8 protein-coding genes are annotated in these 15,734 nt (G+C 40.5%); 1 reads left to right on the top strand and 7 read right to left on the bottom strand.

Annotation, left to right across the window (positions count from 1 at the left end; all coding sequences use genetic code 11):
- Positions 1 to 116: 116 nt before the first annotated feature.
- From rpoC to HMPREF1639_RS02060, 7 genes are all read right to left on the bottom strand, one after another.
- On the bottom strand, positions 117 to 3,671 hold the full coding sequence (gene rpoC / locus HMPREF1639_RS02090; RefSeq protein WP_036762769.1) for a DNA-directed RNA polymerase subunit beta': 3,555 nt from the start codon (positions 3,669 to 3,671) through the stop codon (positions 117 to 119).
- Positions 3,672 to 3,803: 132 nt separating this feature from the next.
- The gene (rpoB, locus tag HMPREF1639_RS02085) at positions 3,804 to 7,520 is read right to left on the bottom strand and encodes a DNA-directed RNA polymerase subunit beta (protein WP_156955929.1); all 3,717 of its coding nucleotides are present in this window, start codon (positions 7,518 to 7,520) and stop codon (positions 3,804 to 3,806) included.
- Positions 7,521 to 7,838: 318 nt separating this feature from the next.
- The gene (locus tag HMPREF1639_RS02080; RefSeq protein ID WP_207640736.1) at positions 7,839 to 8,216 is read right to left on the bottom strand and encodes a hypothetical protein; all 378 of its coding nucleotides are present in this window, start codon (positions 8,214 to 8,216) and stop codon (positions 7,839 to 7,841) included.
- Positions 8,217 to 8,317: 101 nt separating this feature from the next.
- Positions 8,318 to 9,244 (bottom strand): AEC family transporter, encoded by a 927-nt coding sequence (locus HMPREF1639_RS02075; RefSeq protein WP_036762766.1) that lies wholly within the window; start codon positions 9,242 to 9,244, stop codon positions 8,318 to 8,320.
- Between the two features lie 53 nt (positions 9,245 to 9,297).
- The gene (locus HMPREF1639_RS02070; protein ID WP_052045379.1) at positions 9,298 to 9,555 is read right to left on the bottom strand and encodes a hypothetical protein; all 258 of its coding nucleotides are present in this window, start codon (positions 9,553 to 9,555) and stop codon (positions 9,298 to 9,300) included.
- Between the two features lie 389 nt (positions 9,556 to 9,944).
- A complete protein-coding gene (cydC, locus tag HMPREF1639_RS02065; protein WP_036762765.1) occupies positions 9,945 to 11,642 on the bottom strand; it encodes a thiol reductant ABC exporter subunit CydC in 1,698 nt (565 codons plus the stop codon).
- Positions 11,635 to 13,398, bottom strand: coding sequence for an ABC transporter ATP-binding protein/permease (locus HMPREF1639_RS02060; RefSeq protein ID WP_036762763.1), 1,764 nt, complete (start codon positions 13,396 to 13,398; stop codon positions 11,635 to 11,637). Before HMPREF1639_RS02060 ends, cydC begins: the two co-directional genes overlap by 8 nt.
- Before the next feature lie 384 nt (positions 13,399 to 13,782).
- On the opposite strand from HMPREF1639_RS02060, the gene HMPREF1639_RS08895 reads away from it, so the two are divergent.
- Positions 13,783 to 15,588: a cell wall-binding repeat-containing protein gene (locus HMPREF1639_RS08895; RefSeq protein ID WP_052045378.1), complete on the top strand. Its 1,806-nt coding sequence runs from the start codon at positions 13,783 to 13,785 to the stop codon at positions 15,586 to 15,588.
- Positions 15,589 to 15,734 lie beyond the last annotated feature (146 nt).

Genomic DNA, 15,734 nt, shown 5'->3' with positions numbered 1-15,734 from the left:
TCTTACGACTTTGAAAGCATTTTTGTTACCATCAACGCTATATATTATAGAACCCCAATATACTGCTAGAATACCTTATCTCCACTATATTTCCAACTGAACTATCAATCAGTTTCCTAGATCATTTCGTCTAGGTCATAGTCGCTATGTAGCTGTTCTGTTGTTTCAACTGCTTCTTCAGCGGCCTCTTCAACTTCCTTTTCTATAGCTATATTTCTGTACTTCTTCATACCTGTACCTGCTGGTATCAATTTACCAAGGATTACATTCTCCTTTAGACCTATCAAGTGGTCTTCCTTACCCTTGATAGCAGCGTCTGTAAGAACTCTTGTAGTCTCCTGGAATGATGCGGCTGATAGGAATGAATCTGTTGCAAGAGAAGCCTTTGTAATACCTAGTAGGACCCTCTTAGCCACTGCTGGCCTTAGCCCCTGCTCAAGAGCTTCTTCATTACACTTGTTGTATGTAAGGACTTCTTCGTATCCACCTGGTAGTAGGTCTGTATCACCTGGATCCTCAACCTTTACCTTAGATAGCATCTGTCTTACTATTACTTCTATATGCTTATCGTTGATATCAACACCCTGTAGCCTATATACTCTCTGTACTTCCTTTACGATGTAGTCCTGTACACCGCCGATTCCATTAACCCTAACTATATCGTGTGGGTTGATAGAACCCTGAGTCAAAGGTTCACCAGCTTCTACATAGTCACCGTCTTTTACCTTTAGCCTTGAGCCGTATGGTATCTGGTATGTTTCTGCTTCGCCTTCATTTGAAGTAACCACTACTTCTTTTCTCTTGGCTGTTTCATCAACTTCTACCCTACCTGATATTTCAGTAATAACAGCTAGACCCTTTGGCTTACGAGCTTCGAAAAGTTCCTCGACTCTAGGAAGACCCTGTGTGATATCTCCACCGGCTACACCACCTGTATGGAAGGTACGCATTGTAAGCTGGGTACCTGGTTCACCAATTGACTGTGCAGCTATGATACCTACTGCTTCACCAATATTTACTGGCTTACCAGTAGCTAGGTTTCTACCGTAGCACTTAGCGCACACACCGTGTTCAGTCTTGCAGTTTAGAACTGTTCTAATCTGAACCTTTTCAATACCACAATCTATGATCTTGTCTGCATCGTCTTCAGAAATCATATGGTCACCTGGAACCACTTCTTCACCAGTTTCTGGGTGCAGAATTGGATCTATTGTATACCTACCGATTATTCTGTCTCTCAAGTCCTCGATAACTTCGTTACCATCCCTGATAGCGAATACATCTGTAGTCTCTGTAGTTCCACAATCTACATCCCTAACTATGACGTCCTGGCTGACGTCAACTAGTCTTCTTGTCAAGTAACCTGAATCGGCTGTACGAAGGGCAGTATCGGCTAGACCCTTTCTGGCACCATGTGAAGATGTAAAGTATTCCATTACTGATAGACCTTCACGGAAGTTGGACTTAACCGGGATTTCCACTGTCTTACCTGATGCATTGGCCATCAAACCACGCATACCTGCCAGCTGTCTAATCTGGTTCTTAGAACCTCTGGCTCCTGAATGGGCCATTATGAAGATGTTGTTCATTCTGTCTAGACCATCCATTAGGGCATCAGTTACCTTCTCAGTAGTTTCAGTCCAAGTTTCTATTACCTTTTCGTATCTTTCGTCATTTGATATCAGACCTCTTCTGTAGGCCTTTTCATACTTGTCTACTAAGGCTTCAGCTTCCTTGATGTATGTGTACTTAGCTTCTGGTATATCCATATCAGCAACGGCAACTGTTATACCACCAACTGTTGAGTACTTGTAACCCATAGCCTTTACATAGTCTAGAAGTTCTGCTGTCTTAGTATTTCCATGCTTTCTAAAGCACTTGTCTATTATCTTTCCTAGAGACTTCTTATCTGCAAGGAAGTCTACTTCTAGGCTAAACGGATCCTTGTCTCTATCTACAAATCCTAGGTCCTGAGGTATACCTTCGTTGAAGATAAACCTACCCACTGTAGATTCTACTAGAGAAGACCTGCCGTCATCTAGAGTTAATCTCATCTTTACTAGGGCGTGCAACTCTACCTTATGGTTGAAGTAGGCTAGCAATAGTTCATTGTAGTCCTTGAATATTGAGCCTGTTCCCTTGGCACCTTCCTGTGCCTCTATTGTCAAATAATATGATCCAAGAACCATATCCTGAGAAGGAGTAGTTATTGGGGCACCATCCTTAGGTGCTAGTATATTATTTACTGATAGCATTAGGTATCTTGCCTCTGCCTGAGCCTCTACTGATAGTGGCACGTGGACAGCCATCTGATCACCGTCAAAGTCTGCATTGTAGGCTGTACAAACAAGTGGATGAAGCTTTATAGCCTTACCTTCTACTAGGACTGGCTCAAAGGCCTGGATGCCTAGTCTATGTAGAGTAGGGGCACGGTTAAGTAGAACTGGATGGCTCTTGATTACTTCTTCAAGCACATCCCAAACTTCTGGCTTCACTTTTTCAACTATAGTCTTGGCAGACTTGATATTGTGGGCAAAGCCTCTCTCTACTAGCTTGTCCATTACAAATGGCTTGAATAGTTCAAGGGCCATCTTCTTTGGAAGACCACACTGGTAGAACTTTAGCTCTGGACCAACTACGATAACAGAACGACCAGAATAGTCAACTCTCTTACCTAGTAGGTTCTGTCTGAAACGTCCCTGCTTACCCTTTAGCATATCTGATAGTGACTTTAGAGGTCTATTACCTGGTCCTGTAACCGGTCTTCCCCTTCTACCATTGTCTATTAGGGCATCTACAGCTTCCTGTAGCATTCTCTTTTCATTTCTAACTATGATTTCTGGAGCTCCTAATTCAAGAAGTCTCTTCAATCTGTTATTTCTGTTTATAACCCTTCTGTATAGGTCATTTAGGTCAGATGTAGCAAACCTACCACCATCCAACTGAACCATAGGTCTTAGGTCCGGTGGTATTACTGGGATAGCCTCTAGGATCATCCATTCTGGCTTGTTACCTGACTTCTTGAAGGCCTCAACAACCTCTAGTCTTCTGATAGTTCTAACCCTCTTCTGACCAGTAGCATCCATCAAATCTTCTCTCAACTCATCTGACTGAGCATCAAGATCTATATTTTCTAATAATTTCTTTACTGCCTCTGCACCTATACCAACTTCGAATTCATAGCCATACTTTTCTACAGCATTTCTGTATTCTCTTTCTGTCAATACCTGCTTGTAGGCTAGACCAGTATCTCCTGGATCTGTAACTACATATGATGCAAAGTACAATACCTTCTCAAGAGACCTTGGTGACATATCAAGTAGTAGACCCATCCTTGATGGTATACCCTTGAAGTACCAGATATGAGACATAGGAGCTGCTAGCTCTATATGACCCATTCTCTCTCTTCTTACCTTAGACTTAGTGACTTCGACACCACATCTGTCGCACACTACGCCCTTATATCTTACTCTTCTATACTTACCACAGTGGCATTCCCAGTCCTTTGTAGGTCCGAATATTCTCTCACAGAATAGACCATCCTTTTCTGGCTTCAATGTTCTATAGTTAATTGTTTCTGGTTTCTTGACCTCTCCTCTTGACCACTGTCTGATTCTCTCTGGAGATGCCAAACCTATTTTTATCGACTCAAAATTGTTTAATTCAAACAAGGAGTTCTCTCCCTTCTTTCGATACTATTATTTTATTTAAACGCATCCTCCTAACCGCCAAATGGGCAGCTAGCAAGACACCACCATCTTTACCTCAGTAGACAATAAACGTCTGACAAAATCCTAATCTACCTAGAATTCATCCTCGTATTCATCATAAGAATCTTCGCTTTCGAAGCTGTCATCTTCATCTTCGTCTACAAATTCTTCGATTTCTTCAAAGTCGCCTTCTTCATTATCATCAAACTCATCATATGAATCGCCTTCTACTTCTTCAATCATATGACCTTCTTCTATATCCTCTGTTACTATGCTTTCTATCTTGAATTCACCAACAGCCTCTTCGTCATCATCTACAGATTCCTTGATATCTATTGGTAGACCATTCTGGTCAAGAGCGCTTACATCCAAACATAGTGACTGCAATTCCTTCATCAATACTCTGAATGATTCTGGCATACCTGGTTCTGGTATGTTTTCACCCTTAACGATAGCCTCATATGTCTCAACTCTACCCTTAACGTCGTCTGACTTAACTGTCAAGATTTCCTGAAGGATATGAGATGCACCATAAGCCTCTAGGGCCCAAACTTCCATCTCACCGAATCTCTGTCCACCGAACTGGGCCTTACCACCTAGTGGCTGCTGAGTTACTAGTGAGTATGGTCCTGTACTTCTAGCATGTAGCTTGTCATCAACAAGGTGATGTAGCTTCAAGTAGTACATGTAACCAACTGTGATTCTATTGTCGAAAGTTTCACCTGTACGTCCATCATATAGAGTCAACTTACCGTCTCTTGGGTAACCAGCCATTTCTAGAGCATCCATTATATCGTACTCGTTGGCACCGTCAAATACTGAAGTAGCAACGTGCCAGCCTAGCTTCTTGGCAGCTAGACCCAAGTGCATTTCAAGTACCTGACCGATGTTCATACGAGAAGGTATACCCTGTGGATTCAATACGATATCCATAGGAGTACCATCAGCCATAAATGGCATATCCTCTTCTGGTAGAACTCTAGAGATAACACCCTTGTTACCATGACGTCCGGCCATCTTATCTCCGACCTTGATCTTTCTCTTCTTGGCTATATAGCACCTAACTAACTCATTTACACCTGGAGATAGGTCGTCTCCATTTTCCCTAGTGAATATCCTGATATCAACTATGATACCTGACTCACCATGAGGAACCTTTAGAGAAGTATCTCTAACTTCCCTAGCCTTTTCACCAAAGATAGCTCTTAGTAGTCTTTCTTCAGCTGTTAACTCAGTTTCTCCCTTAGGAGTAACCTTACCTACTAGGATGTCTCCAGAGTCTACCTCAGCACCTATCCTGATGATACCCCTATCATCTAGGTTCTTGATGGCATTTTCACCAACATTAGGTATATCTCTTGTGATTTCTTCTGGTCCTAGCTTTGTATCTCTAGCTTCACATTCATATTCTTCTATATGAATAGTAGATAGCCTGTCTTCCTTTACTAGTCTTTCATTGATAAGAACGGCGTCCTCGTAGTTGTAACCTTCCCATGTCATGAAAGCTATCAAACAGTTTCTACCAAGGGCGATTTCACCAAGGTCAGTCGCTGGACCATCGGCAATTACATCGCCAGCCTTAACCTCTTCATTCTTGCTAACTATTGGAGCCTGGTTTACACAAGTACCAGAGTTTGACCTCTTGAACTTCAAAAGCTTGTACCTATCCTTGTCTCCATTTTCCTTCTTGATGATGATTTCGTCAGCAGATACCCTATCAACTATACCATCATTCTTTGCAACTACCACTGCACCAGAGTCCTTGGCTGCCCTGTACTCGATACCTGTACCGATAATAGGGGCCTCTCTTCTAACTAGTGGGACTGCCTGACGCTGCATGTTTGATCCCATCAAGGCTCTGTTGGCGTCGTCATTTTCTAGGAATGGTATCATGGCTGTGGCAACTGATACTACCTGCTTAGGAGATATATCCATGTAGTCAACCCTGTCTTCTGGAACCATTTCAACGGCACCTAGTACAGTTCTACAGATAACCCTACTGTTTACGAAATGACCCTCATTATCCAACTGCTCATTGGCCTGGGCTCTAACATATAGGTCTTCCTCATCAGCTGTTAGGTAATGTATTTCATCAGTTACAACCTTGTTTACCTTATCATATTTTCTATATGGAGATTCTATAAATCCATATTCATTTATCTTGGCATATGTAGAAAGTGAGTTTATAAGACCGATATTTGGACCTTCTGGAGTCTCTATCGGACACATTCTACCATAGTGTGAGTGGTGAACGTCACGCACTTCGAAACCTGCCCTCTCTCTTGACAGACCACCTGGTCCAAGGGCAGACAACCTTCTCTTGTGAGTAAGCTCCGACAATGGGTTAGTCTGGTCCATGAACTGAGACAACTGAGAAGAACCGAAGAACTCCTTAATTGCAGCAGATACAGGTCTGATATTTACTAGGGCCTGTGGAGTGATAGTGTCCATATCCTGGACTGTCATCCTCTCCCTAATTACCCTTTCCATTCTAGAAAAACCAATACGAACCTGGTTCTGTAGAAGTTCACCTACACACCTGATTCTTCTGTTTCCTAGGTGGTCTATGTCGTCTATATTACCGACCCTATCCTTACCGTCTATTAGGTAGAATAGGCCAAATTCATAAGATATAGATGCTATTATGTCATCTAGAAGGATGTGCTTAGGAACCAACTTCTTGTAGTTAGAAGCTAGGACTTCCTTCAACTGGGCCTCATCCTGGTAAGTCTCCATGAATTCCTTCAATGTTGGGTAATGGACATATTCCTTTATATTTAGGTCGGATATATCAAAGCTGATATGAGCATTTATATCAACAAAGTTATTACCTATAACCTTTATTTCCTTATCATCATCAATTGCTATCCAGACAGCATTGATTCCAGAATTCTGAATTTCCTTAGCAAGGTCTAGAGATATCTTATCGCCTGCATCAGCAAACTTTTCACCAGTTTCTGGATTTATGATTTCTCTAGAAGCAATCTTGTCCATGATCCTATAGCAAAGAGCCAACTTCTTGTTGAACTTGTACCTACCAACCTTGGCAAGGTCGTACCTCTTTGGATCAAAGAACAATGAATTTAATAGTGATGAAGCACTATCTACAGTTGGAGGCTCACCTGGTCTCAACTTCTTGTAGATTTCTATTAGACCTTCATCGACGTTTGTAGTGTTATCCTTCTCAAGTGTTGACAAGACTCTCTCGTCCTCACCCAATAGGTTGATTATCTCTGCGTCAGTACCTATACCTAGGGCTCTTAGTAAAACTGTCACCGGCTGCTTTCTAGTCCTGTCAACTCTTACAGATATTACACCTGTAGAATCAGTTTCATACTCCAACCATGCACCCCTATTAGGTATTACAGTAGAAGAAATCAGTCTGTTACCAGTCTTGTCTCTTTCTTCTGAATAGTATACACCTGGTGATCTAACTAACTGTGATACTATAACTCTCTCGGCACCATTTATAACGAAGGTACCCCTGTCTGTCATTAGAGGGAAATCTCCCATAAATACTTCCTGCTCTTTGATTTCGCCAGTTTCCTTGTTGATAAGTCTAACCCTGACCTTCAAAGGTGCGCAGTAAGTAGTATCTCTTTCCTTACACTCTTCAATATCGTATTTTGGCTTTTCATCTAGAGAATAATCTACAAATTCCAATATCAGATTACCTGTATAATCCTCAATAGGAGAAATATCTGTAAATACCTCTTTCAAACCTTCTTCCAAAAACCACTTGTATGAATCCACCTGGATTTCAATCAGGTTTGGAACGTCAGCTATTTCCTTGATCTTGGAAAAGCTCATTCTTTCTCTTTTTCCAATCGTGACTGGATGTGGTACCACAATCTTCACCTCACTAAATTAAATTTTGATTGCATTTGTTAATTTATGAGTCATACAGCCTTAAATCCACCTCGATCCAGTAATTAAATGCAATAGAAATTTACCTTTTCGAGCCCACTTTATAGGCTGCTAATCTAACTAAATAATCGCTTTTAATATATTTTTTGCAACCAAAAAAGACCTGCAAATATATTGTAAGCAGTATACTATTTTAACATATTTGTCAAGTCTTTTCAAGATTTTCTATTAAATTTTCACTTATTTTGGTTGATTATTTTTCTATTTGGTTTTTTCCATATATATTTCACGGAATGACTGGCTGATGCTCTCGGTTAGTGTATCATTCTTATCCAATACAAGCTCTTCTTTGCCATCAATCCTTACCACTATTTCCTTGTCTATAGGGTTTTTAATATCCATTATAGACCTCATCAAAAACTCATATCTTCTTCCGTCTATCTTTATCATCAAGTCCATTTTTAATTTAGATGGCTCCCTCTTCTTCATAGAGTCGACCCTCTTAAAGTCCTCTGAAAACTTCTTATAGTATTTTTCGCATTGATATACAGGGAAATATCCTTTCTGACCATTTAGATATAGGTTGAATTCTTTCAGTACAAGGCCATTACCCTTGATATATTCTTCATTGGCCTTCATAACTGTAGGTCGAATGCGACTATCCGCTGATATAGCCAAGGTCCTGTCCTTATTATACTCATCATAGAAGTATTTTTACTCTATGTCAATCTTTTAAATCACTATAATAGACCCGCAAAAAATGGAACCGTCAAGACACTTAATATAGTCGTAACAAAGACGCATTTCGATGCAAAACCTATACTGGTATTATACCTCTCAGCCATTATACTGGTAAAGGCAGGAGATGGTAGGGCTGCCGTATAGAACAATATAGCCATCGGAAGGCTAGCACTGATATTTACATTCAACAACCTAAAGGCCAGCACCATCAAGGCTGGAAATATTATCATCCTAACCAGGGTAAGCCTGTATACTTCCTTGTCAGTGAACATATTCTTGACTTCATACCTAGATAGGGACATACCTACAACCATCATTGATAGTGGCACTGTCAGATTAGACACATATGTCAAGAGTGTTACAATTGGCTTTGGAACTGCCAATTGAGTCACAAATATTATCAAGCCAATCACAACGGCGATATTCTGCTTGGTGAAGATGATAGACCTCAGCCTAATCCTATCTCCACCACCATAATTCATAGTCACTATCTTTAGTCCAAGAGAGAATATCAGGACATTTTGGGCAACATTGCCCATAGCCATAATAAATAGTCCATCACTACCGTAAAGGGCATACATCAAGGGATAGCCCATGAATCCATTGTTGGAGAATACTATGGCAAATATCCAAGACCCCCTCTTCTTTGGGTCGACCTTCATGACCCCTGTCAGGAAATATGCTATGGCTGCCACCACAAGATGGTAAATCATTACCACGACAAATACCTCAACAGTGTTCCTCATCAACAGGGAACTATAGGGCTTGATCAAGGACACCACAATCGTACAAGGTATACTGACATCTATCAAAAGATTAGTCAGGTCCTTTATGGATGAGTAGGCTATAACCTTCCTCCTGCCCAGGATAAACCCTAAAAATAATAGCATAAATAAAACTAGTACATTTACAAAAACAATTTGCACTTATATATCCTCCTTTTCCAGATTGCAAACCACCTACTCCGCTTATCCAGAGTTTAAGTTTTAATATATTTTGTCGAACGACCACGACCTACTTGCTTTATCTTTTCATCGTCCTGTAATTCTTTTAAAGCTCGCTCTATTGTCCTCTGTGAGATATCTGGGCAAATAATCATAATATCTTTTTTAGAAACAGGCTGTAATGATTTTTGAATAACGGAAAACACTCTTTCGGGCGAAGTTAATTTTTCTTTTCCAATTAGCTTAAATCTATCATCACATTCTTTGTATGCTTTTAATAAAATCGCAAGCATCTACCTCAATAATGGTATTATCCATGGTCTTAAATTTACCCCTGTGATTTACATAAGAGTAAGAATATAGTTTGTTATGAAGTGTTAAAATATCATTTTTGTTGAATTCTATATATTCATAATTTTCATGGACAATACTACCTCCCTCTTTTTCTTAGCCATTATATCATATTTGGCTATGAAAAAGAAATAATGGCGAGAATATTCTCGCCATTATTTCTACATTTGGAGTATTAAAATTAAAATTGCTGAAACCATCAAACAACTAGGTCCGATAAGGATACCAATAAATAAAGAGGAGGGTCAGCATTCATTTACCTGCGTCAAGAATGCAACCGTCCTCTTCTTTTAGTCAAACGTTCATTATTTATTTGTGATTATATAAGTCACTATCCCTCAATAACTCTAGAATCCTTGACCCTAATAATCCTATCACATACACCCATAGTAGACTCCCTATGAGATACCATGACAATTGTCTTGCCCTGGCTACCTTCTATCAGCGACTTGAGTATAATCGCCTCATTGTAGGAGTCAAGGTTAGAAGTAGGCTCATCTAATAGCAAGAGCTGACTATCTGTAAGGAAGCACCTAGCCAGACCTATCCTCTGTCTCTCTCCGCCAGAGAAATTATCTCCCAGGTCAGACACTCTCGTATCCAAGCCCTTGTCTAACTTCCTAATATCTTCATCTATAGATGCCTTTCTTAAGGCCTCGTATATTTCTTCGTCACTAGCATCTGCCTTGGCTATCCTCAGGTTGTCCCTGATACTACCGGCAAACAGTATAGTTGTCTGGGTCATATAGTCTATATTTGAATATAGGGACTGGGTATTGATATCCTTGATATCGACACCATTAATTGATATAGATCCTTGCTGTGGATCCCAAAACCTCATCAATAGCTTTAGAAGGGTAGACTTACCACTGCCACTCCTGCCCATGATACCTAGGGTCTCTCCCTTTTTAATCTTGAAATTGACATCGGTCAATATATTCCTATCCTCATAGGCAAATGTCAAACCCTTGAAATCTACATCGTCAAATGTTACATCCTTGCCATCTACAACTTCCTTGACAATAGGTTCTTCTTCCAATAGTGTAAGTATCCTATCACCACAGGCAAAGGTCTGAGTCAAGGTACCACCCAAGTTGGCAAGGGCTATATACGGTGCAAATGTACTAATCTGAGTCAAGACTGCTATAAAGGCCTGGGAATGACTAATTGAACCAGCCATAACCAGTTTAGCACACAATAACAACTGTAAGATAGAAAATACTATTATAATCGAATCGGTATTGGCCTGTAGGGCTGCTATCTGGTCCTTCAATTCATTCTGCCTGTCTAGTATCTGCCTAGTACTGTCATCTATCTCCTTTAGGGCATGGTCCCCCTTGTCGTACTGGATAATTTCCCTGATACCCCTCAACTGGTCCAGGAACTTACCATTTAGGTTACCTATATTACGCCTAATCTTTACGCTGACTTCCTTGCCCCTCTCAGATGCTATAATTGGAACTATGACACCAACTACCAGCTGGGCAAGTAGGGCCAATAGGGCCACCAATATATGTATCTTGGCAAAGAATACAAACAGTACTATGGTTACGAAGAAGGCTATCATGACCGGTGATATCGTATGGGCATAGAATATTTCCAATAGCTCTATATCCCCCATTATGATTGATATCAACTGGCCCTGGTTCTCGCCCTCTAGCTTGGCAGGTGCCAACTTCCTCATAGCATAGAATACCTTGTGCCTTATTTCTGCCAGTATCCTAAAGGCTATAAAGTGGTTGCAGAACTGCTCTATATAATGAAGGACCCCCCTCAATACTGCGCACACTATCAGGGCAACCACATACCATGAGAACTGGTAGCCACCAATAGGCAGGTGAACAAAGCCCCTGCTTACATTTTCTGGTAGGACACTTAATACAGCATAACCTCCAAGTATACCTATACCGAAAGATAGTAAAAATCCTATCACACCCAACAAAATCGCCAAGGTCATCTGCAATTTCAGTGGGGCTATCAATCCAATTAATTGAGATATTATCTTGGGTGAACTCCTCCTCTTAGTCATTGATATCACCTCTTTCCTGGTCTGTAGCTAGACTAGTTGACCTGTATGATTCCAACTCTTCCTGCTGGCTAAATAGGCTCTCATACTGGCCCTTAGCAGCCATCAAATCATCATGCTTGCCTTCTTCGACTAGCTGACCCTTCTTCATCACATAGATCTTATCTGCATTCACTATAGATGCCAACCTATGCGATATGTATATTACCGTCTTTCTCTTGGATATCTCCTCTATAATATCTATAATTACCTGTTCTGATTCTATATCTATATTAGATGTAGCCTCATCAAATATATACACCTCTGCGTCATGCAGTAGGGCTCTGGCCAAACTCAAACGCTGGGCCTGACCACCAGATAGGTTCTTTCCCTGGGCCAAAATAGGTGTATCCAAGCCTTCCATGCCAGAGAACAAATCCCATAAATTCACTATCTTCAAGACCTCTATATAGTCTTGGTCAGATGCCTGGCTATTACCTAGATATAGGTTAGATCTGACAGTACCCTGGAAAATATGTCCATCATGAGTAACCCTGATAACATTCTTGCTTATTTCCCCCTTAGCAAGGTCTCTTGACTCATGGCTACCATAATATATTGACTGGTCTGGATGCCTATACTCACCTGCTAGCAAACAAGCTAGGGTAGACTTACCACAACCAGAAGGACCTACTAGGGCAGTCAAACTACCCGGCTCAAAATTCATATTGATATCCCTTAAGGCATGAGTTCCATCCGGATAATAGTAGTTCATAGCCCTAACACTGATAGGTGAATTCTTTTCAAAGCTATGGCTACCAGTCTCTATATTAGTATCCTCGTTCAAGAAGTCCAACATCTTTTCACTGGCTGTAACCCCTGTCATAGCAACATGAAACAAGGATGTAAGTGTCCTCATTGGCACAAAGAAGTCCGCTATCAAAAGTAGAACCAATATTATCTGGTAGATATTTATATTGAGAGCTACAAATTCGTTCAGGGCAACTATGATACCTGCAACAGCACCACCATAGGCTATCCAGTCGATTATCATGATAGAATTCAACTGCATAGATAGGACCCTCATGGTCTCCTTCCTAAAACCTTCAGACATCTCGTCAAGCTCCTGCCCCCTAGCCTCGTCAGCCCTGAATACCTTTAGAGTAGTCAAACCCTGTAAGCTATCCAAGAATAGGTTACCGACATCTGCATACTTAGACCAGTACTTCTTCTGGACATTCTTGACTATCTTTAATATCAATAATAGGAAAAGGGGAATTATCGGTGCCAAGACCAACAAGACCACAGCTATCTTGATATTAATAGGCGCTATAACTAGGAACAAGACAAAGGTAGATATAAAGCTGTAGTAGAACTGAGTCAGATAAGACCCAAAATAGTTTTCCAACTGCTCTACCCCCTCTACACCTAGGTGGACAATTTCCTGAGTAGTCATCTTCTCCTGGTAAAGAGATCCTAGGCTCAATACCTTGCTATAGATAGCCTTTCTCAGGTTCTGCTTGACCTCATATACAACTAGGTTATTCTTCCTAGTAACCGCCCTTACACATACCTGTCTCACTATCAGGGACAAGGCTATTAGGGCATAGGCCAGCTTGGGATCAAATACATGAGTCCCAATGATAAAGTAGGCCAGTACAGACGCAAACATAAATGAAAACAATATATTTGCCCCCAACCTTATACAGTTTATGAGTACGGCCTCTATAATGTATCTTTTAGTGTTTCCACAAAATTGAAATAAATCTTTTTCAACCATTATTTTACCTCCATTTTCCCTATTAAATTGTCAATCTCCACTCTTATAATATAATAATTGTTTTCAATTTACAATACTTTCCAGAAATTCACAAATATAGTTAATAAACTCCTAAAAATATCTAAAGAATTCTTCCATCCAGAGTTGAATTTCATTTTACTTGAATGATATATCCATATTATAAGTAAAATTTTCAATGCCATATTTTATCTTTTCTGTAATGAAATTGTTACTGTAAAAAAGCTTTATTTATAGTAAAATATAAGTTGTGGTTAAAATTAACACTATATTGATTATATTTAAAATAGAATTAATCTTCTCATCAATATTTAGACCACAGAAATGAAATTATAAGTATTTATAAAAACTATGGAGGAAGCAGAAATGAAATTCAAAAAAAGCCAAATAGCCGTCCTACTAGCTATGGGCATGCTAGTTAGCTCAACTAGTCCAACCCTGGCAGACCAGGCAAATAACCCAAATGTAGAAAGTATATCTACAACTACAGATAGCAACGAAATCATAGCAAATACCACTGACCAAGAAGCCAAGCTAGACCCAAGTTCAAGGCTAGCAGCCTTCCTATCATCAGACCAGGCTACTATGAGGATAGCTGGTCCAGGAAGGGTAGAGACATCAATAGAAATCAGTAAATTTGAAAATACCAAATCGAAAACCGTAATACTAGCAGATGCCAGAAACTATCCGGACGCCCTAGCAGCATCCAACCTGACAAAGGGTCGCTACTCTGTCATCCTAGTCCAAAACCAGTTAACACAGGCAATAATAGATGAAATAACTAGGTTGGAAGCAGAGGACCTAATCATACTAGGTGGCCCCAACTCCATATCAGAAAACATAGAAAAAAACCTAGCAAACATCGTAGGCATCAAAAAGGTAAGCCGTATAGCAGGAGATAGCAGGTACGACACCTGTCAAAAAATATTCTCTCAGGCCAACAAAAAAACAGTAGTATTTGCCTCAGGAGAAAAATTCCCAGATGCCCTAGCTACATCATCAATCCTTGATCAGGCAGGCCTCCTACTAACTAAGAGTAACGAACTCCCTAAGGCAGTAGAAGGAGCCCTAGACGAGCTAGACCACGATAATTTCCTAATAGTCGGTGGAGAAAACAGCATCCAAGAGGGTCTAGCAACAGCCATATCCAACCAATATAACTACAATAGCCACACTAGGATTAGTGGCAACAACCGTTATGAAACTAGTGCCAAGATAGGAGAGAGCCTAAACTCATCTACTGTCATCCTAGCATCCGGTGAAAACTTTCCAGATGCCCTAGCAGCATCTACACTTGCACAAAAGATAGACGCGCCTATACTGCTGATATCAAAGGACCAGATAGACCAGAGTGTAATAGACTATTTCAAAAACCACAACATAAAGAAGGCACTTGTAGTTGGTGGACAGCTATCTATATCAGACAAGACTCTAGCCAATACAGAAAGATTGACAAGGGGGCTAGACCCTATAGACAATGAGGCTCCAAAAAAACCTCAGCCAAGACCCGATGTAAAACCAAGAGAACCAAAGCCTCAACCATCCAAGCCAGAAGCAAATAGACCCAATACTGGAGGAAAAATAATAAACAAGGTTCCCTATGTATCCCAGCTAAAACCTGTCTATGCCCCAAATGGATGTGAAGCTACATCCCTATTGATGGGCCTAAAGGGCAAGGGATATACAAACCTAGACCTAAGAACCTTCCTAAACAGGATGCCAAAGACTAGCAGCAACCCTGCCAAGGGATATGTAGGATCACCATATGGCAATGAAAGCAGGAGATTTCTAACTATAGACCCTGAGCCCCTAGCCAAGTACGGACAAAGATACGGCAATGTTGTCAATATACAAGGCGCTCCTATAGAAGACATCATAAAGGAAATTCAAAATGGCAACACTGTAGTTGTCTACGCTACCCTACACTGGGGGCCAGCCTACTACAAGACCCTACCAATAGAGGGAGTTCCTACTAGGAGAATATTCAACAACCATGTAATCCTCCTAACAGGCTATGATCCAGTCAAGAAGGCCTTTTATGTGGCAGACCCCTACAACCATGAATCAGATGGGGCCAACCGTAGCAAACCATTTTTCTACTGGAAGTCTCAAGCTATCGTGGATAGGTGCTACAACTACGGAAACAGAAGATTTGCAGTAGTAGTTAGATAAATAAACACAAACAAAAATGGAAGCCCTCATTCTAAAACCTTTATAAATGAGTTGCTTCCATTTAATTTTTGTAAATATTTTATTTCACTTCAAAAAAAGGGTTCTATAATATATAGCGTTGATGGTAACAAAAATGCTTTCAAAGT

It is taken from the genome of Peptostreptococcus sp. MV1 (genome assembly GCF_000758885.1).
Classification (GTDB): Bacteria; Bacillota; Clostridia; order Peptostreptococcales; family Peptostreptococcaceae; genus Peptostreptococcus.
This window is presented reverse-complemented; position numbering and strand designations above follow the sequence as displayed.